We start from the raw sequence: 19,053 nt of genomic DNA, 5'->3' as shown, positions 1-19,053 counted from the left end.
GGCGCGGAAGAAACGGGTCTGGAAGTATCGACACCAGCCAGCGCCGATTAGTTGTCACGGTTTGAGCCTCTGTATGATGCGAGGCCCCTGTTTCAAGCGCCGCCGCGATGTCCGAAATCCAGTTCTACCCGCTACCTGATGAATGTCGCCCGTTACTGGGCAAGTTCTACCGTCAGCACCAGTCGTCAATGCGCGCTGCCAGCAAGGGCCAGGCGTGGGTTGCAAGGCGGGCAGAAATCATCGGTGCGTTGTGCCTGACACCTGTCGCAGAGGGGCATTGGCTGACCGGGCTGTTCGTGGCGCCGGCGCTGCGCGGACAAGCCGTGGCGCAGGGCCTGATCGAAGCGGCATTGCAACCGCTGAACGGGCCGGTGTGGCTGTTCTGCCATCCGGATCTGTTGGGCTTTTACCAACGCTCGGGGTTCGAGACGGCACAGCGTCTGCCACAGGCACTGGGCGAACGATTCATGCGTTACAGCCGCAGCAAGCCGCTGGTCGCACTGTGCCGCGAAGCCTGACGGCTTCGCAACGAAACGCCACCATCACTCGTCGGCGTTGGGGTCCATGTCCGGAAACATCACGTCCATGAAGCCGAATTTGCTGAAATCGGTGATGCGCGACGGGTAAAGCCGACCGATCAGGTGGTCACATTCATGCTGGACGACCCGCGCGTGAAAACCGTGGGCAACGCGCACGATGGGCTGGCCTTGAGGATCGAAGCCTTCGTAACGAATGCTCTGATAACGGTCCACCATGCCGCGCAATCCGGGCACTGACAGACACCCTTCCCAGCCCTCTTCCAGCGTCGGGCTCAGCGGGGTAATCAGCGGGTTGATGAGAATCGTCTGCGGAACCGCCTCGGCCTGGGGATAGCGCTCGTTGCGCTCGAAGCCGAAAATCACCAGCTGCAGATCGATGCCGATCTGCGGTGCCGCCAGGCCCACACCGCCGACGCTGTGCATGGTTTCGAACATGTCGGCGATCAGCGTATCGAGCTCGCTGCTGCCAAACATGTCTGCGGGCACCGGAGGGGCGATGCGCAACAGGCGCTCATCGCCCATCTTCAGGATGTTATGGATCATGACTGCCTGTCCCTCGCCGACTTAAAAGGCGATCTTGCCACAGAAAGCGATCAGGCTTCGTCCGCCTTCTGCAGCGGCACCGAATGGTCGCGGCCCAGACCGGAGACATGCTGCTTGCCTGTCTCGCTGCTTTCCTCGCCAAGGCCGTCGCCGGCTTCCTTCTCGCCTGCGTCCTTGCCTTCAGCGGACATGTGCTCGATCACCGCATTCATTTCCGCACCCAGCAACAGCACCGCCGCCGAAATATAGAAGTACAGCAACAGCACGATGATCGCGCCGATGCTGCCGTACATGGCGTTGTAGTCGGCAAAGGTCTTGACGTAAAAACCGAAGGCCAGGGAAGCGACGATCCACACCACCACGGCCAGCACCGAGCCTGGGGTGATAAAGCGAAACTCCTGTTTGACGTCGGGCATCACGTAATAGATCAGCGCCACAGCGACCATCAGCAGGATAATGATCGCGGGCCAGCGCAGGATGGTCCACAGCGTCACGATGAAGTCTTCCATGCCGATCTGCGCGGCAATCCAGTTCATGACCTGCGGCCCCAGCACCATGAAGGCTGCTGCTGCCAGCAACATGCCGGCAATGCCTACGGTATAGAGAATCGACAGCGGCAAACGCTTCCAGATAGGGCGTCCTTCGACGACGTCGTACGCAGCGTTCATGGCGCTCATCATCAGGCGTACACCTGCTGACGCGGTCCACAGCGCGATGACGATACCGATCGACAGCAAGCCACCCTTGGACTGCTGCAACTGGTCGATGACCGGGTTGACCTGCTCGAGGGCCTGCGGCGGCAAGAGGAACTCCGATTGCAGTCGCAACCAGGAGAAAAAGTCCGGCAGGTGCAGAAAGCCGATCAGCGCGATCAGAAACAGCAGGAACGGAAACAGAGAAAACAGCATCTGGTAAGCCAGTGCCGATGCATAGGTGGACATCTCGTCATCGAGGAATTCGTTGACGGTTCTCACCAGCACCTTGCCGACTTTCAATTTACGCAAATGGGGGAAAATCATGGCGCTTCCTCTCGCTCCCTTACTGGAAAACCTTACATCCTGAAAACCGGCATGTCCTAGATGACATATCGCGCTGACGGAGCCGATACGCGAATACCGATGGCACATTGACTGGACAGGCCATGAAAGGTTTCAGTCCCGCAGAGCAGAAAGCATAACGGCCATCCGTGGATGGCCGTTATCGGTAATGCCTGGTCCCGGCGCCAGGGCGCCGGAAACGATCGACTCAAGCCTTGTCCACGCCCTTCTTGATCGCGTCCTTGACTTCGCCTTTCGCCTGCTGGCCTTCGCCTTTCAGCTCTTGTACCTTGCCTTCAGCCCGCAGTTTGTCGTTGTCGGTAGCCTTGCCAACAGCCTGCTTGACGTTACCAACTGCTTCGTTGGCCATACCTTTGGCTTTATCGCTGGTGCTGCTCATCGGAAATCTCCTGGGTCTGAAGACCGCACTGGATCGGATGTCGTACTCGACAAAGGATTGACCTGTGCCGGTGGCGAAGAGTTTCAACTATTTTCCGGGCCGCTGTTGCCATTCATCTGCCGTGCATTGGGGCAGGTTTGCAGCAGAGTTTGTGCGAGAATGCGCGCCACCGTTGTCCGGCAGGGCCGACACGCTGAACACACCGATTCACAGGAACGTTATGAAACTCGATAAAAAGCTGGCCATTGCACGCAGAAACCAGGATCTGGGTGGCGCAGTGCTGGGCGTCAACAACACGCATTTCGCCGTGCTGGACCACAAACGAAACATCTGGTGGTTCGACCTGCCTGTCCCGCGCCTGCAAGTAGGTCAGTACGAGTGGCTGCACCTGCTGCTGCACACGCCTGAAACCGACCAGTTATTGCATTTGAAAGTGACCACGGTATTCATGCGCGACCACATGGAAGGCCTTGAAGTGCGCAATGCCGACAAGCGCAAACCGACCGTCAGCCTGGAACTGAGCGCTGACAAGGACTCTTTCCTCAAGGACATGCGCCCCAAGGGCAGCAACCTGAGTTTTGCCGGCTTCCTGCAGAAGTAGCTGTCAACGCAGCAGCAAAACAACTGCTGCCTTCCCGCACTGCACCGGGTGAGCGTCGCGCGCCGGCAACGCTCATTCCGGCACACCGCCGCTTCAGGCGAATCGACGTACCGCCAGATAGCCCGCCGTACCGGCCAGCGCTGACACCACCGTGCCCCACGCATGATCGACCAGCGCCAGCTGCGCAGGCCAGCCCTGCAAGGTGGCCCAGTTGGTCAGGTCATAGGTGCCGTAGGCAATCAGCCCCAGCAGACCGCTGCACAATGTCGCGTGGCTCAGTCGTTGCGCTCTGAGCGCAGGCATGACGCCGAAAAACACCACCCCCGCTCCGTACAGCAGATAAAACGCGATGGCAGGTCCCAAGACCGGCGTATCGAGCATCATCGGTCCAAGCCATTCACGGTAGGTCGGCCCCATCAAAACGCCCAGCCACACTCCGTCGAGGATCAGAAACGCCAGTAATGTGCCGAAGTAAGCGATCAGTATTTTTTTCATGGCGCGTCCTTGATGAAGTTCCAGGGCCGGGAAAGCCCGCTTGAGGGTATGACCGACCAAAGGTAGACATTGATCCATCCACCTTCAGGACTTTTAAAAGGTTAAGGGAGTCAGTGTTAACTAGCGTTATGGAGTTTCAAGCACATGAACACTGTTGGTCCCCTGAAAATAGATGTCTGGAGCGACTACGTCTGCCCGTTCTGCTACCTGCAACTGGCCGTCCTGGAACAGCTTCAGCAAACCTACGGTGAACGGCTCGAATTCAATTGGCATGCCTTTGAACTGCGTCCTGACCCGCTGGCACTGCTCGACCCGAGTGCCGATTACCTGCGTGAAACCTGGTCTCGGTCAGTACTGCCGATGGCCGACAGGCGTCAGGTGATGATGAAGATGCCCAGCGTCCAGCCGCGCAGCCGCAAGGTTCTGGAAGCCGCGGCGTTTGCCAGGAATGCAGGAGGTTTTGAGGCGTTTCACAAAGAGGCTTACCGGGCGTTCTTCGAAAAGGGGCTGGATATCGGCGAGACGCACACGCTGCTCGACCTCGCCACCTCCACCGGGCTGGATCGGCAAGCGATGGAGCAGGCACTTAACGCCGGCCACTTCGAAAAGGACGTGATGGACGACCAGCAATTGGCGCAGAAACTTGGGCTGAGGGCTGTGCCAGTCGTCCTGCTGCGACGCAGTGACGAGGCGCTGGAAGACGCCCGGGTATTCAACGGCACCTTGCCATTCGATCGCTTGAGCCAGGAAATAGACGCGCTCGCCACCTGGGCTTGAGGTGCCGCGAGCTGCGTCGATTGCAGCTCACATCGATGACCTCACGTGCACCCAGGCTGCGATGCCGTATCAGACCAACTCGATACGGTCGGCGTGAATCACGATCTGGCCCTGCTTGTACAACGCACCAATGGCCTTTTTGAAGTTGCCCTTGCTGACGCCAAACAGACCGCTGATGACCTGCGGATCACTTTTATCGCTGACCGGCAGCGTGCCGTCGTTCTCGCGCAACTTGGCGAGAATCTTCGAATTCAGGCTGCTGGCAGCCTCTGCACCGACGGGCTGCAGGCTCAGGCTGATATTGCCGTCGCTGCGGATTTCCTTGATGTAGCCTTTTTCCTGCTTGCCGGCGCGCATGAACTTGAACACTTCGTTCTTGTGAATCAGGCCCCAGTGCTTGTTGTTGATGATCGCCTTGAAGCCCATGTCGGTGGCTTCAGCCACCAGCAGATCGACTTCCTGCCCCACGCTGTAGTTGACGGGGGTCTTGTCCAGGTAGCGGTCCAGACGCGCAGTGGCGGTAATACGCCGTGTGTGCTTGTCGAGGTAGACGTGAACCACGCAGTAATCACCGGCCTGCAAGGTGCGCTTCTCTTCGGAGTACGGCAGCAACAGGTCCTTGGGCAGGCCCCAGTCGAGGAACACACCGATGCTGTTGACTTCAACCACCTTCAGGCTGGCGAACTCACCGACCTGCACCTTGGGTTTTTCAGTGGTGGCGAGCAGCTTGTCTTCGCTGTCCAGATAGACGAACACATTGAGCCAGTCTTCATCTTCCGTAGGAACGTCCTTGGGGATGTACCGATTGGGCAGAAGGATTTCACCGTCCTGCGCGCCGTCCAGATACAGACCGAAGTTCGTGTGCTTGACGATTTGCAAGCTGTTGTAGCGCCCGATTAAAGCCATTTCCAGATACCCTCATTACGTGGGCGGCATTCTACCCGACTTTGAGTCCGGGTTCGCGTTGCGTGGCAGAAGGTGTCGGCACAGCCTCCACTCGTCAGTTTCCCGGGTGCTCAGCGGCCTGCCCTGATGCGCAGCGGCGCGGCCTCTCATCGAAATTTTATATCTGAAAACAGTCGGTTAGCGCTGTGTCAGACAAATCCACCAAGCCGACGAGTACAGGCTCGGCTCGGGCGATTGCCACATTCGCCAAGCAATAATCAAGCGTTTCCTGTACTCTGGCTGGCCGTATTACGTTTATGAAGGTAAATGGCAGCCATGCGTATCAAAGCATCCCACTCGAAAGCCAAACCCGCCCCAGCCGTTGAAACGAGCGACTCGATCAACGCGCAGATTGCAGCTTTCCTGAAGTCCGGCGGTGAAATCCAGCAAATTGCCAAAGGCGTGAGTGGCCAGACCTTCGCACCGTCCAAGCAGATCAATCTCGGTAAAAAGTAAAACCGCGCTCTGCCTGTCGATCTCTATGCGCCTTGACGCTCAAGGCGCTAGATTGACCATCCTTCGCTGGATATTCTTCCGGTCACGCTGCTACTCTCTCCTCTGATATCACTATGACCACGAGCTGGATCACGCTCTGGACGTTATCTTCTTTGTGGAATGCTCGAATGAAGAACTGGATGCTTTTCGGTGCACTTGTCTACCTTGGCGGCTGCGCGTCGCACCACTGCGAAAACGGCCCTAACGACAGTCAGCTCACCGACAGCCCTTGCCGGGCGGAGCACCTGCTTTATCAGAACGACATGCTGCAGGCCAAACTGCTGATCAGCGAAGACAACCGCGAAAACTATGAGCTGGCCGAAGCCATGCTGCGTCGTGCCGCACTTGACGACGCGTCGGGCGAAGCCGAGTTCTATCAGGCCGTGTTGCTGATTCGCCAGCAGGCCGACCAAAAGCAGATCATCGATTTGCTGCAAACCGCTGCGAAACACAAGCATCCGTTGGCCATTGCCCTGCTCTCCCAGCAACTGAGTGTCAGCGACCCAAAACTTGCTGAACGTTACCAGGCCGAATACGCCCAACTGGACGTCGCCAAGAGCGGCTACCCGTCGTTCGAGCAGGCGCTGGTGGTGATTCGCGGGCTGATCATTCCGTCTGCACGCACCACTGCGGCCAACTGACACACAACGGATCGACGAACGGTCCGCCCTCAGCTGATTTCGACGGTATGCTTGCGAGGCTCTAGCTCGCGGCTTGTGTCGGCTCCTGAGCCATTTTCGATACGCCATCCCTGACCACACTCCTCGCAGATCAAGGAGTGAGCCATGCTCAGCCATCGCTTACATGTGCTGTCTTTCAGCGCCATGCTTGTTTGTCAGTCCGTCTCTGCCCAGGTTCTGGAGCGGGATCTGGGCGATTTCGACCTGAAACTCGCCACCACGCCTACGCGCAGCATGGCCCAGGGTCTGGTGACGCCCACCGGCGGTTCCGGCTCCTTTCATGGCGGCCTGGACCTGACCCACGAGAGCGGTTTCTATTTCGGACAATGGGCGCCCGACATGGGCCTGACCTCCGATACCGGGATGGAGCTTGATTCCTACATGGGCTTCAAGAAGCCGTTCGATAACACCCTTGGCTACGAGCTGGGGATGATTCGTTACAGTTACCCCGACACCAGCCAGATCGACAGCCACGAGTTCTATGCCGGTCTGCGCATGCTCAACAGCCGCATCGGCGCGGCCTTCAGCAACGATGTCGGCAGCCGCGACAGCACGGTATTCGTTGATCTGGGTGCCATCGAGCAACTGGGGGTCGGAGTGCGCATGCAGTACGCCAATCACCAGTTCGATACCCCGCAGTCCTCAGCCGACGGCGGATTGATCAACGGCTTCAACGACTGGTCGCTGAACCTGTCACGCCCCTGGCTGGGCATCGACATGAACCTCATCTACAGTGGCTCAAGCCTGAGCGGCGGCGATTGCAGCGTCTACAGCGGCCACAACGCGCGCTGTGAAGGGACGTTCACGCTCAAAGCGGTGCGTTCATTCTTTTAAAGGCCCAAACCGGTTGAACTGCCAGACGCTACACTCCTCTACTGCACGTCAGTACGCCAAGGAGATGTCATGCAGTCTTTATTCAAAGCATTCGTCACGCTGTTGATGACCGTTGCACTGCTCGCAGGATGCAATCAGGTAGGACTGGCGTATCGCAACCTCGACGTGATCATTCCGTGGACGCTCAGCGACTACCTGGACATGAATTCGGAACAGAAAAGCTGGCTGGACGTGCGCCTCAAACAGCATTTGAGCTGGCACTGCAGCACCCAGCTGCCGGAATACCTGACCTGGCTGGACAAGCTTGAAGACATGGTCAAGACCGACCAGGTGACTTACGAAGGGCTGCAAGCCCGTACCAGCGAAGCCAAAGAGGCGATCGCCAAGATCTCGAAGGAAATCACCCCGTCTGCCGTGGAGTTGCTGTCGCGCTTTGACGACAAGCAAGTGCAGGAGATGCAGGAGTCGTTCGCCAAGGACCAGCGCAAGCGCGAAAACAAGTACCTCGACCAGCCACTGGAGCGCCAGATTGCAGAGCGTGCCGACCGGATGGAAAAACGCGTGACACCGTGGGTCGGCAAGCTCAATCAGGCGCAGAAGGACCGCATTCAGGTATGGTCTGCATCACTGGGCGAGCAGAACAAGGCGTGGATTGAAAACCGTACGCGCTGGCAGAACCTGTTCCTGGCCACGGTCCAGCAGCGTCAGGCCAGTGACTTCCCGCAACGCATCGCCGCGCTGCTGCAGGACCGCGAGACGTTCTGGACCCCTGAATACCGCAAGGCCTACGACCAGACCGAGAAGGCCGCGATATCGCTGATCGTCGACATCACCGCCCTGAGCACCCCGGAACAGCGCGCCAAACTGCTGAGCCGCATCGCCGACATGCGCAAGGACTTCACCGACCTGGATTGCCTGAAGTCGCAGAAGTAGTCCGCTAGCCCTATCACCATGACTATCGTGCCCATGCTCTGAAGTGGGCATGCCGTTCCGGACGCTCTGCGTTCTGCCTTGAGTGCGCGGCGCAGGATCGTGACGCAGAGCGTCACCCAATGCATTCCCACGCTGGAGCGTGAGGAACGATGGTCATTTCAGCACAACGATGACTATCGTACCCATGCTCTGCGTGGGTATGCCGTTCCGGACGCTCTGCGTCCTCAGAATCGGCATGTGCAGTGTCAGCGGTTTCAGGCGATCTGCGGCTTTTTGGCGATGGTGTCGAAGAGCGCGGGGTCAAGGGGGTCGCCGGCCTGCTCATTGAGCACCTGACGGGGGTGATCATTCCCCGGAATGCTGCTGTCGATCAAAGCCAGCAGACTTGCGCCGCGCTTTGTCAGCATGTACGTCGAGCCATCTCCGCCTTCCTCGCGAGGACGCGGTTCGATGTAGCTGCGATTCAGCAGTGTCTCGAATTCAGTGGATGTCGATGGGGTGCCGTTGTTCTGCACATCGTGCAACAAACGCTCGATAAGGTCCCAGTTATAAGTCATTTTTCTAAACCTCCGTCCAGCATGGAATGATCACCCATGACCTCCAGCCACGGGCATGTGACTCAAGGGTGTGACCCGCGAGGTGTGTGACGGTTCAGAGAAGCTGGCGGACGGTGTGACGAGGCGTTGTCAGTACTGCAAAGAGGTCGATCGCTCCCGAATGCTCGGGAGCGATCACGGCAATCACTCGGCAGCCGGAGCCGGGGTGCTGCGTTTTTTCAGCGGGGCCATGCCGTCCTGGCTGACCAGGTCGGACTTGGGACGGTTGACCGTCTTGCGTTTGGTCGGCCCTTTGGCCGCGACCTTCTTCTTGTCGCCCTTCGCGTCGGTCTTTTTCTTCTTGACGCCTACTGCCTTGCCGGAGGCCTTGACCTTCTTCGGCCCGCCGTAGGTGCCTTTGACTTCCTTGATGACGCGACGCTCGAAGCTCTGCTTGAGGTAGCGCTCCACGCTCGACATCAGGTTCCAGTCGCCATGACAGATCAACGAGATCGCCAGACCGTCGCTGCCTGCGCGACCGGTACGCCCGACGCGGTGGACGTAGTCATCGCCGCTGCGTGGCATGTCGAAGTTGATCACCATGTCCAGACCTTCGACATCAAGGCCGCGAGCCGCCACATCGGTGGCGACCATGACTTTCGCGCCGCCTTGCTTGAGACGGTCGATGGCCGCCTTGCGGTCCTTCTGGTCCTTGTCGCCGTGCAGCACGAACGCCTTGTATTCCAGCGCCACCAGACGGCCATACAGACGGTCGGCCATAGCCTTGGTATTGGTGAAGATAATGGCTTTCTGGTAAGTCTCGTTGGCCAGCAGCCAGTTGAGGACCTGCTCTTTGTGCACATTGTGGTCGGCAGTGATGATCTGGTGGCGTGTGCCGGAAGCCAGTTCGCTGACGCTGTTCACTTGCAGGTGCTGTGGATCTTTGAGCACCTTGCCGATCATTTCCCGCAGGCCAGCGCCGCCGGTGGTCGCCGAGAACAGCATGGTCTGCTCACGACCGGCACATTCGCCGGCCAGACGCTCGACGTCTTCGGAGAAGCCCATGTCCAGCATGCGGTCGGCTTCGTCCAGTACCAGCACTTCAACGTGCTTGAGGTCCAGATTGCCTGCGTTCAACTGCTCCAGCAAACGACCCGGCGTGCCGATCAGAATGTCCGGCACCTTGCGCAGCATCGCGGCCTGAACCTTGAAGTCCTCGCCACCGGTGATCAAACCGGCCTTGACGAATGTGAACTGCGAGAAGCGCTCGACTTCCTTGAGCGTCTGCTGAGCCAGCTCACGGGTAGGCAGCAGGATCACCGCACGGATGTCGACGCGAACCTTGGCCGGACCGATCAGACGGTTGAGGATCGGCAGCACAAATGCGGCGGTCTTGCCGCTACCGGTTTGCGCAGTCACCCGCAGGTCGCGCCCTTGCAGTGCGAGCGGAATGGCGGCCGCCTGCACGGGCGTAGGCTCGACAAATTTAAGCTCGGCCACAGCTTTGAGCAGGCGTTCGTGCAGGGCGAATTCGGAAAACACGGGTGCTACCTCGACGAAAAACAAAAATACAGCCGCATAGCGTAACGGTTTCGAGCGCCGGGGCCGAGTTTCTTTACCAACAAAGGCCGATTTTGTTTACCAACGGGCGCATAAAGGCCATTCGCAAGTTTGCCGGGCAACGCCGCAAACCCGCGCCTCGTGCCTCTCTTTCCCCCCTCTTGCGCGCAAAAAACCGAAGGTCGTGATTTCTTTTTCTACCTTCAGATTCGGTTAAGAAAGCGCTTCGATACTCCACCCTACTCGCTGACCGGGGGAGGAGCCTCGCCAATGCCTGATATCGATTCGAACATTCGTCTACCGCTGAGTTTTGGCAATGCCGGGGCCCCCACCCTGACCCTCTTCCGCGCCTTGGCGCATGAACAGCCGCGTGAGCCTCTGGAACGGTTCGTTCAGCAACAATTTCGCAAGGCCCATAACGCCGACGTCAGGCAATTCATGCCGGAGCTTTTCGGGCTTCAGGACGGCAGCGGCGCGCTGTGTGCGGTTGCCGGCATTCGTCACGCCAGCGCCGGCACATTGTTTCTGGAGAACTATCTGGATGCGCCCATCGAACAGCAGGTCAACGCTGCAGCAGGGCGACTGATCGAGCGCCAGGGCATTGTCGAAGTCGGCAACCTGGCGGCCAGCAGCCTGGGCAGCGCCCGGCTGAGCATCATCACAGTGACCTGGTTGCTGGCGATGGGCGGTTTCGAATGGGTCGCCTTTACCGGCAATGCGGCGCTGGTCAACAGCTTCAATCGTCTGGGCCTGAATCCGGTCACGCTGTGCACTGCCGATCCGGCACGCCTGGGTGAAGAACGTCACACCTGGGGCTCGTATTACGACTCACGGCCCAGCGTGCATGTCGGCGACATCCGTGCCGGTTTTCTGCACCTGAGCAGCATGGGCATCTTCGAGCGCTTTGGACTGCCACAGACACTGGAGCCTGATTGCCATGTCGCATGAACGTGAAGCCTTTTGGCAAAGACTGCAGACGCTGGCCGATGAGCAGCCCCGGGCGATCGCCCTGCAAGGCGAAGACCGGACGCTGGATTACGCCGCACTGATCGAAGAGGTTACGCAGCGCCGCGAACAATTGCGCGTCGCCAATGCGCGGATCGTGGCGCTGCTGCTGGACAACAGCCCCGACGCCCTGCTCTGGGACCTGGCCGTGCTGTTCGAAGGCCTGAGCTGCGTGGCGCTGCCGCCGTTCTTCAGCGCCGCTCAACGACAACACTGCCTGGAACGAAGCCAGGCGGACACGGTGATTACCGGATCGATCTTCGCCCAAGAGCTGCAGGCCTCTGATTACAGGCAACACGGCGCACTCTGGCAACGCCGCGCTGCCGAGCAACCGTACATGCCGGCGGGCACCGCCAAACTGACCTTCACGTCGGGCACCACGGGCACCCCCAAGGGCGTGTGCCTGAGCGCCGACAGCATCCTCAGGGTAGCTCGAGGGCTTCATGAAGCCAGTCAGTCGGTACACCCCGTGCATCATCTGAGCCTGTTGCCGCTGGCGATCCTGCTGGAAAACATTGGCTGCTACGCGGCCTTGTATGCCGGCGCACGCATCAGCCTGCCTAGCCAGCAGGACCTGGGTATCCAGGGTGCCAGTGGCGTCGATGCGTCGCGTCTGCTGATGTTTTTACAGCAGCGCCGCCCGGACAGCATGATTCTGGTTCCGCAATTGTTGTTGCTGCTGGTGACGGCCTGCGAAGCGGGCGCGTTCGATGCGTCGATGCTGAGCTTCGCCGCAGTCGGTGGCGCACGCGTCAGCCTTGATCTGCTGTCACGCGCTCAAGCGGCGGGCCTGCCGGTCTTCGAGGGCTATGGCCTGTCGGAGTGCGCCTCGGTCATCACCCTCAATCGACCGGACGCGCAGCGTGCCGGCAGTGTCGGTCGCCCACTGCCGCACATCTGGCTACGGCTGGCGGCTGACGGCGAAGTGCTGGTGGCCGGCAGCCCGATGCTCGGCTATCTGGGCGACACGACACCCGCACCGGCCTGGTGGCCTACCGGCGATCTGGGTGAGCTCGATGCTGACGGCTACCTGTACTTGAAAGGCCGCAAGAAACATCAGTTCGTGACCAGCTTCGGACGCAACGTCAATCCGGAATGGATCGAAGCCGAACTGACCCAGAGCCTCTGCATTGCCCAGGCGTTCGTGTATGGCGAGGCTCTGCCGTCCAACCACGCCCTGCTCTGGCCATCGCGCCCCGGCACCACTGACCTGCAGATCGACGAAGCCGTCAACCGGGCCAATCAGGCGCTGCCCGACTACGCCCGCGTCACGAGCTGGACCCGTCTCGACGAGCCTTTCAGCCCGGCAAACGGCTTGTCCACCGCGAATGGCCGGCCTCGCCGCGAGGCCATTCTTGAACGCTACCAAACCCTTTTCACGCCCTCCAACCTGACCCAAGGTGCCTTGTCATGAGCTTTTTTCAGACCCTGCAGGATGCGACCCAGGAACAACGCGAAACCCTGTTCAATCTGCCGATCATCCGCCAGGCAATGGCCGGCCAGGTCAGCCTGGAAAGTTACCGGGCGTTTCTGACTCAGGCCTACTACCACGTGCGCCATACCGTGCCGTTGATGATGGCTTGCGGCGCGAGGCTGCCGTCGCGCATGGAATGGCTGCGCGCGGCCGTCTGTGAGTACATCGAGGACGAATACGGGCATGAAAAGTGGGTACTCAACGACCTGCGTGCCTGCGGCGGTCAGGCTGACGCCGTGGAAAACGGCCAACCCGGCGCGCCTATCGAACTGATGGTCGCCTACCTTTACGACCTGATCGCACGTGGCAACCCGGTGGGCCTGTTCGGCATGGTCAATGTGCTGGAAGGCACCAGCATTGCCCTGGCTACGCACGCAGCAGACAGCATGCGCAAAGGGCTCGGCCTTGGGCCAGAAGCGTTCAGTTACCTGAGCTCTCACGGCAGCCTGGACATCGGCCACATGGAAACCTTCCGAAAACTGATGGACAAGGTCGATGATCCGGACGATCAACAGGCCGTGATTCATGCATCGCGCATGGTTTACCGCCTGTACACCGAGATGTTTCGCGAGTTGCCGGGCGCTGCGCTGACCGTGCACAAGGGGTCCGATCATGCGGCTGCCTGACGCGCACGTCGTTCTCACCGGTGCCAGCGGCGGCATCGGTCTGGCAATCGCCGAGGCACTGTGCAGCCAGGGCGCCAAGGTGCTGGCAGTGTCGCGGCACGTGCATCCGCTGCGTCAGTTGCTCGAGTTCTACCCGGCCAACCTGCACTGGGTCGAGGCGGACCTGTGCACGGCACAGGGTCGTCAGCAAGTAGTCCGTGCGGTTGGCGCCGTGCCTGGCGTCAACCTGCTGATCAATGCGGCGGGCACCAACCATTTCGCGATGCTCGAGCAGCTGTCAGCCAGCGAAATCGATTCCATGCTGACCCTCAACGTGCATGCACCGATCCAGTTGACCAGCCTGATGCTGCCGGTGCTCAAGCAGGCCAGCGAAGCCATGGTGGTCAACGTCGGTTCTACCTACGGCTCCATCGGCCATGCCGGGTATGCCACCTACTGCGCCAGCAAGTTTGCGTTGCGAGGGTTTTCCGAAGCGCTGCGTCGCGAGCTGGCCGACACCCGGGTGGGCGTACTGTACGTCGCCCCGCGTGCCACCAGGACCAACATGAACAGCGCCGCAGCACAGGCACTGAACGACGCGCTGAGCTCGGCAGTCGACGACCCGCAAGACGTCGCCCAGGCGGTGCTCCAAGCCATTGCAGGTAACCGCAGAGAGCTTTACCTGGGGTGGCCGGAGCGTTTTTTCGTCAGGCTCAACAGCCTGTTGCCGACCCTCGTGGACCGCGGCCTGCGCAAGCATCTCCCGTTGATCCGCCACCACAGTTCACCCATTGCGCAAGAGAAGCACATACCATGAAAAGAATCGCTTTCGTCGTCATGAGCCTGATCAGCCTGCCGCTCTGGGCACTCGATGCACCCGACCAGCAACGTCTGGCCGGTATCCAGAAAGAATGGGCGCATATTCAGTACGGCCTGCCCGAGAAGCAGCGTGTCGACGCATTCGAGAAGCTGGCCACGCAAACCACGGCCTTCACTCAGGATCGTCCCGACGCAGCAGAAGCGTGGATCTGGTCGGGTATCGTCACCAGCAGTTGGGCCGGGGCACAAGGCGGCCTTGGCGCGCTGGGCAAAGCCAAACAGGCAAAGGCCGACCTGGAAAAGGCCATGACCCTCGACGCCAATGCCTTGCAGGGCTCAGCCTACACCAGCCTGGCAGCGCTGTATGACAAAGTCCCCGGCTGGCCGATAGGCTTCGGCGACTCGGCCAAGGCCGGGCAATTGCTGGAGCAGGCGTTGAAAATCAACCCGAACGGCATAGATACGCTATTTTTCTCGGCGCAACATCAGTTCGATCAAGGCAACTATGCTCAAGCACAGCAAGCCCTGAACAAAGCGTTGCAGGCACCCCCCCGTCCGGGCCGTGAAGAGGCCGACGCCGGGCGCAGGAAAGACATTCAGTCGCTGCTCGCCAGCGTGAACAAGAAGCTCAACTGACGGAGACACCATGCGTCTGCTGCTTATCGAAGACGACGTTGCACTGGGCGAAGGCATTCAGCAGGCACTCAGCCGGGAAGGCTACACCGTTGACTGGATCAAGGACGGCAGCAGCGCCCTGCATGCCCTGCTCAGCGAGAGCTTCGATCTGGCCATTCTCGACGTCGGCCTGCCGACGCTGAGCGGCTTTGAAGTGTTGCGTCGACTGCGTCACAGCGGCTCGACGCTGCCGGTCATGATCCTGACCGCACGCGACGCCACCGAAGACCGGATTATCGGCCTGGACAGTGGCGCTGACGATTACCTGGTCAAACCCTTCGATGTGTCCGAGCTGAAAGCCCGCTTGCGCGCCCTGCTACGCCGGAGTGCCGGGCGCGCCAAGGTGCTGATCGAACACAACGGCATCCGTCTGGACCCCAGCACGCAACAGGTCAGCTATCACGATGCTGCAGTTGCGCTGACGCCCAAGGAATACCAATTGCTGTATGAATTGCTCTCGCCACCAGGCAGGGTCATGACCCGCGAACGGCTGATGCAGCTGCTCTATGGCTGGAACGAAGAGGCCGAAAGCAACACCCTTGAAGTGCACATTCATCATCTGCGCAAAAAGTTTTCCAGCACCCTGATCCGTACCATTCGAGGCGTGGGTTACCTGGTGGAGGAGCGTTCTTGAAGTCGATACGCCGCCGCACACTGACACTGATCATCGGCCTGCTGCTGAGTGGTCTTCTGGTCCTGACGCTCTTCAACGTGCATGACAGCAATCACGAAATCGCAGAAATCTACGATGCCCAGCTGGCGCAGAACGCAAGACTGCTGGAAGGCGTGATGCGCATGCCCATGGAGCGCAAGGAGCACGCGCAGCTCTATCAGGCCTTCAATCAGGCGCTCGCCCAGGCCGAACCGCGTGTGGACGGCCATCCTTACGAGGGCAAGATCGCCTTTCAGGTCTGGGACAAGGACAACAATTCGCTGGTACACACCGCCAGCGCACCGACCTTCACTCATCCGCCACAGAGCACCGGGTTCAGTGATTTCAATGACATGACCGGCCATCAATGGCGAGCCTTCGTGCTCAGGGACCAACAGCACGGGCTGCTGGTCTGGGTCGGTGAGCGCGATGACGTGCGCTCGGATCTGGTCAACCGCATTGTGCGTCACACGGTCTTGCCGAACCTGATCGGCAGTCTGGTGCTGATGATCGCCATCTGGCTGGCGATCCGCTGGGGGCTGAGGCCACTGGCCGATTTCGCCAATACCCTGCGTGGCCGTAACGCCGGCTCTCTGCACCCTCTGCAACTCAACGCCCTGCCCGCTGAACTGGAGCCCATGCAGGCCGCCCTGAACCGCCTGCTGGGGCAGATTCAGGACCTGCTCAAACGCGAGCGACGCTTCATTGCCGATGCGGCCCACGAAATGCGCACGCCTCTGGCGGTCCTGCGGGTGCACGCGCAAAACGTCCTGGAAGCGCACAACGAAGAGCAGCGGCAACAGTCGCTGGGCTACCTGATCATCGGCGTGGACCGTACTACGCGGCTGGTCAACCAGTTACTGACCATTGCGCGCCTGGAGCCCGGCCCTTCGCCAGCGGGCAAGGTAACGGTGGATCTGGTCAGCGCCGTGCGCGACAGTCTGGTGCAGCTGACGCCGTGGGTGCTGAGCAAGCATCTGGAGCTGTCCTTTGAATGCACTGAAGTCAGCCGCGAAGTCATGGTCGACTTCCCCGCGCTGGACATTGCCTTGCACAACCTGATCACCAATGCCGTCAACTTCTCACCCGAAGGTGGCCAGGTCACGGTGGGGCTGACGTTCAGTGAGCATTGCTTCCGGCTCAACGTCGACGATCAGGGCCCCGGTATCGACGAGCAGGAGCGCGAGCGCTTGTTCGAGCCGTTCTACAGCCGTGGCAACGATCAAGGCGTGGGTCTGGGACTGGCCATCGTGCAGAAAGTCGCGCTATTGATGGGTGGCAACGTGAGCCTCGACAATCGTCCGCAGGGTGGGCTCAGGGCCAGTCTGCAGGCGCCGCTGCTCTGAATATTAAGCAACGCGCCGAGGGACGGTCATCGAGCGCAGTCACGACACCGGCAGCAGTACATCGACCACCAGACCGCCGCCCGGCCGATTGCGTGCGGCGATCTGCCCGCCGTGCATTTCGATAGCCCGCAGGGCGATGGCCAGGCCCAGACCAAAGCCCTGCGCGGCATTCTCCGGACCGCGCTCGAAGGGCTGGAAAATCCGTTGCAGACACGCCTCGTCCACACCTGGCCCCTGATCGATGACATTGACCATCAGGCACAGCGGCTGGGCCTGAACGTTGGCGACCACCACCACATCCGTGCCGACCGCCGTGTGGCGAACGGCATTGCGGATCACGTTTTCGAAGGCCCGATAAAGTAATTCGCTGTCGACCTGGGCGACGAAAGATCCGGGAGCCTGCAGCCTGACCCGACACTGCTTCAGTCCGGCCTCGAATTCGGCATCTTCGACGATGGCTGCCAGCAGGCTGATGACATCGACCTGGTCGCGCGTCAGGCTTTCGACATCGCTCTGCATGCGCGCCAGGGTCAGCAATTCTTCGATCAGTGAGTCCATGCGCTCCGATTCGCGCTCGATGCGTTCGAGCATGTCCAGTTGGGTCGGCTCCTGGCGCAGCAGGCCGATGGCGGCACTCATGCGCGTCAGCGGCGAACGCAGCTCATGGGAAATGTCATGCAGCAGTTGTTGCTGGGAGTCGGCCATGACCTTGAGCTGATTGGCCATGCGGTCGCAATCCTCGGCGAGGTCGACGATTTCATCGCGCCGGCGGCCCATGTCGGGTTTCACCCGTGTGTCGAATCGGCCTCTGGCGACCTTGCCCATCGCCTCGCGCAATTTAATCAGCGGTGCCACCAGATAGCTGCTGAGAAACCAGCTGAACAGCGCGCTCATGACCGTGCCGGTGATCAGCGGATTGAGGTGAGAGGGTTGATCGTCATGGTTGGGGCGCTGGGTAGAGCGGATATGCACGATTGCACCTTCGCGCGTACGCACGGCGAGTTCGAAGCGAGGGTTTTCCAGCAAATCGCCCGCCAGCAGCATCCCCTGGCTGTCGTACAGACCGACCTTGCTGTGACCCTCCGGCTGCCAGGCATCAAGCAACGCCTGCCCTGCGGCAATGCCCGAGCGCTGCAAAATGCGCACTTCGTTGTCGAGCACCGTGCTGAACGAAGGATCGCCACGCCCCGACTGGGTGAACATGAACAGGCCGGCACCGACCATGAAGGTCAGGCTGGTCGCCAGCCAGAACGCCAGAAACAGCTTCCAGAACAACCGGCTCGGCCTCATGGCGTGATCAACATATAGCCCAGATTACGCACGCTCTGTATCCAGCTCTGGTTATCGTTGCGCGGGCCGAGCTTGTGGCGAATGCTGCTGATGTGCACGTCGATACTGCGATCGTAGCGGGCCAGCGGCCGTCCCAGCGCGTTCATCGACAGGTTCTGTTTGCTGACCAGTTGCCCGGCATGCCGCGCCAGCTCTTCGAGCAGGCAGAACTCGTTGCCGGTCAGTTCAAGCGTCACGCCCTGCCAGCGCGCTTCACGCTTGCCTGGCCAGAGCATCAGCTCTCCGGCCTGAATCACCTCCCTGACCGTCTCGATCACCGGCACCGCACGCACCCGGCGCATGATCGCCCGCAGACGCGCCACCAGCTCACCCGGCGAGCTGGGCTTGGGCACGTAATCGTCGGCGCCCAGTTCCAGACCGGAAATACGGTCGATATTGTCGCCGCGTGCGGTCAGCAGAATCACCGGCACCTGGCTTTGCGCACGGATCCGCCGCAGCACCTCAATGCCGGAGATGCGCGGCATCATGATGTCCAGCACGACGATGTCGTGACGCCCGGACAAGGCTTCAACCTCGCCCTCTTCAGCGCTGTTGGTGCAGGTCACGTCGAAGCTTTCACGGGTCAGGTACTGGCTGAGCATTTCCGTCAGTTCCCGATCATCGTCGACAAGCAATACGGAAGTCATGGCAGGCCCTTGATTGGTGGTTGCCGATTATCCCGGCGCTGCTGCGGCGTGTCAGCCGGGCTCGTTGATCTTTACCTAACCTTACACGGCGTTAACCGTCCCCAACATGCCCTCCCCCTATGCTGC

23 protein-coding genes are annotated in these 19,053 nt (G+C 60.2%); 14 read left to right on the top strand and 9 right to left on the bottom strand.

What is annotated here, in order from left to right; translation table 11 throughout:
* Positions 1–107: 107 nt before the first annotated feature.
* Positions 108–518, top strand: a complete 411-nt coding sequence (locus AO388_RS15785) for a GNAT family N-acetyltransferase (protein WP_003363364.1) — start codon at positions 108–110, stop codon at positions 516–518.
* Positions 519–542: 24 nt separating this feature from the next.
* Here the strand turns inward: AO388_RS15785 and def are convergent, their stop codons facing one another.
* From def to AO388_RS15770, 3 genes are all read right to left on the bottom strand, one after another.
* Complete coding sequence (def, locus tag AO388_RS15780) at positions 543–1,082, bottom strand: peptide deformylase (RefSeq protein ID WP_003363366.1); 540 nt, start codon at positions 1,080–1,082, stop codon at positions 543–545.
* Positions 1,083–1,132: 50 nt separating this feature from the next.
* Entirely contained in the window at positions 1,133–2,101 is a 969-nt protein-coding gene (locus tag AO388_RS15775) for a YihY/virulence factor BrkB family protein (protein WP_003363368.1), read from the bottom strand.
* A 226-nt stretch (positions 2,102–2,327) separates the two neighbouring features.
* Positions 2,328–2,519 carry a CsbD family protein gene (locus tag AO388_RS15770; protein ID WP_003363370.1) on the bottom strand — a complete coding sequence of 64 codons (192 nt, stop codon included), beginning with the start codon at positions 2,517–2,519 and terminating at the stop codon, positions 2,328–2,330.
* Positions 2,520–2,739: 220 nt separating this feature from the next.
* Between AO388_RS15770 and AO388_RS15765 the strand changes: the two genes are divergently transcribed.
* A complete protein-coding gene (locus tag AO388_RS15765; RefSeq protein WP_003363371.1) occupies positions 2,740–3,120 on the top strand; it encodes a hypothetical protein in 381 nt (126 codons plus the stop codon).
* Positions 3,121–3,213: 93 nt separating this feature from the next.
* Here AO388_RS15765 and AO388_RS15760 read toward each other — a convergent pair whose 3' ends face one another.
* Complete coding sequence (locus AO388_RS15760; protein ID WP_003363373.1) at positions 3,214–3,615, bottom strand: DUF2177 family protein; 402 nt, start codon at positions 3,613–3,615, stop codon at positions 3,214–3,216.
* 144 nt (positions 3,616–3,759) lie between these two features.
* Here AO388_RS15760 and AO388_RS15755 point away from each other — a divergent pair, with 144 nt between their 5' ends.
* Entirely contained in the window at positions 3,760–4,392 is a 633-nt protein-coding gene (locus AO388_RS15755; protein WP_024663706.1) for a DsbA family oxidoreductase, read from the top strand.
* A 69-nt stretch (positions 4,393–4,461) separates the two neighbouring features.
* On the opposite strand, the gene AO388_RS15750 is transcribed toward AO388_RS15755, so the two are convergent.
* The gene (locus tag AO388_RS15750; protein ID WP_058416709.1) at positions 4,462–5,298 is read right to left on the bottom strand and encodes a CvfB family protein; all 837 of its coding nucleotides are present in this window, start codon (positions 5,296–5,298) and stop codon (positions 4,462–4,464) included.
* A 306-nt stretch (positions 5,299–5,604) separates the two neighbouring features.
* On the opposite strand from AO388_RS15750, the gene AO388_RS15745 reads away from it, so the two are divergent.
* From AO388_RS15745 to AO388_RS15730, 4 genes are all read left to right on the top strand, one after another.
* Positions 5,605–5,793 carry a hypothetical protein gene (locus AO388_RS15745; RefSeq protein ID WP_002554403.1) on the top strand — a complete coding sequence of 63 codons (189 nt, stop codon included), beginning with the start codon at positions 5,605–5,607 and terminating at the stop codon, positions 5,791–5,793.
* 167 nt (positions 5,794–5,960) lie between these two features.
* On the top strand, positions 5,961–6,473 hold the full coding sequence (locus tag AO388_RS15740) for a hypothetical protein (protein WP_003363378.1): 513 nt from the start codon (positions 5,961–5,963) through the stop codon (positions 6,471–6,473).
* 144 nt (positions 6,474–6,617) lie between these two features.
* A complete protein-coding gene (locus AO388_RS15735; protein WP_003363380.1) occupies positions 6,618–7,346 on the top strand; it encodes a TorF family putative porin in 729 nt (242 codons plus the stop codon).
* A gap of 69 nt (positions 7,347–7,415) precedes the next feature.
* Positions 7,416–8,279 (top strand): DUF6279 family lipoprotein, encoded by an 864-nt coding sequence (locus tag AO388_RS15730; RefSeq protein ID WP_003363382.1) that lies wholly within the window; start codon positions 7,416–7,418, stop codon positions 8,277–8,279.
* Between the two features lie 254 nt (positions 8,280–8,533).
* Here AO388_RS15730 and AO388_RS15725 read toward each other — a convergent pair whose 3' ends face one another.
* Positions 8,534–8,836 carry a hypothetical protein gene (locus AO388_RS15725; protein WP_003349651.1) on the bottom strand — a complete coding sequence of 101 codons (303 nt, stop codon included), beginning with the start codon at positions 8,834–8,836 and terminating at the stop codon, positions 8,534–8,536.
* Positions 8,837–9,019: 183 nt separating this feature from the next.
* On the bottom strand, positions 9,020–10,357 hold the full coding sequence (locus AO388_RS15720; protein ID WP_003431067.1) for a DEAD/DEAH box helicase: 1,338 nt from the start codon (positions 10,355–10,357) through the stop codon (positions 9,020–9,022).
* Positions 10,358–10,645: 288 nt separating this feature from the next.
* Between AO388_RS15720 and AO388_RS15715 the strand changes: the two genes are divergently transcribed.
* Genes AO388_RS15715 through AO388_RS15685 form a run of 7 tightly spaced genes read left to right on the top strand, consistent with a single transcriptional unit; the run spans position 10,646 to position 16,951 of the window.
* Entirely contained in the window at positions 10,646–11,323 is a 678-nt protein-coding gene (locus AO388_RS15715; RefSeq protein ID WP_003363386.1) for a thermostable hemolysin, read from the top strand.
* Complete coding sequence (locus AO388_RS15710; RefSeq protein ID WP_058416708.1) at positions 11,313–12,794, top strand: AMP-binding protein; 1,482 nt, start codon at positions 11,313–11,315, stop codon at positions 12,792–12,794. The genes AO388_RS15715 and AO388_RS15710 overlap by 11 nt, the downstream gene beginning before the upstream one ends.
* Positions 12,791–13,480, top strand: coding sequence for a TenA family transcriptional regulator (locus AO388_RS15705; protein ID WP_024663476.1), 690 nt, complete (start codon positions 12,791–12,793; stop codon positions 13,478–13,480). The genes AO388_RS15710 and AO388_RS15705 overlap by 4 nt, the downstream gene beginning before the upstream one ends.
* A complete protein-coding gene (locus AO388_RS15700) occupies positions 13,467–14,276 on the top strand; it encodes an SDR family oxidoreductase (protein ID WP_058416707.1) in 810 nt (269 codons plus the stop codon). The genes AO388_RS15705 and AO388_RS15700 overlap by 14 nt, the downstream gene beginning before the upstream one ends.
* Complete coding sequence (locus AO388_RS15695) at positions 14,273–14,914, top strand: tetratricopeptide repeat protein (protein ID WP_003431073.1); 642 nt, start codon at positions 14,273–14,275, stop codon at positions 14,912–14,914. Before AO388_RS15700 ends, AO388_RS15695 begins: the two co-directional genes overlap by 4 nt.
* A 10-nt stretch (positions 14,915–14,924) precedes the next feature.
* Complete coding sequence (locus AO388_RS15690) at positions 14,925–15,587, top strand: response regulator (protein WP_003393295.1); 663 nt, start codon at positions 14,925–14,927, stop codon at positions 15,585–15,587.
* Positions 15,584–16,951 carry an ATP-binding protein gene (locus AO388_RS15685; protein WP_058416706.1) on the top strand — a complete coding sequence of 456 codons (1,368 nt, stop codon included), beginning with the start codon at positions 15,584–15,586 and terminating at the stop codon, positions 16,949–16,951. Before AO388_RS15690 ends, AO388_RS15685 begins: the two co-directional genes overlap by 4 nt.
* Before the next feature lie 39 nt (positions 16,952–16,990).
* Here AO388_RS15685 and AO388_RS15680 read toward each other — a convergent pair whose 3' ends face one another.
* Positions 16,991–18,226, bottom strand: coding sequence for a HAMP domain-containing sensor histidine kinase (locus AO388_RS15680; RefSeq protein WP_054082147.1), 1,236 nt, complete (start codon positions 18,224–18,226; stop codon positions 16,991–16,993).
* 11 nt (positions 18,227–18,237) lie between these two features.
* The gene (locus AO388_RS15675; protein ID WP_003363397.1) at positions 18,238–18,927 is read right to left on the bottom strand and encodes a response regulator transcription factor; all 690 of its coding nucleotides are present in this window, start codon (positions 18,925–18,927) and stop codon (positions 18,238–18,240) included.
* Positions 18,928–19,053: the final 126 nt, after the last annotated feature.

Origin of the sequence: Pseudomonas sp. ICMP 10191 (genome assembly GCF_001467335.1) — a bacterium.
Taxonomy (GTDB): Bacteria; Pseudomonadota; Gammaproteobacteria; order Pseudomonadales; family Pseudomonadaceae; genus Aquipseudomonas; species Aquipseudomonas cerasi.
This window is presented reverse-complemented; position numbering and strand designations above follow the sequence as displayed.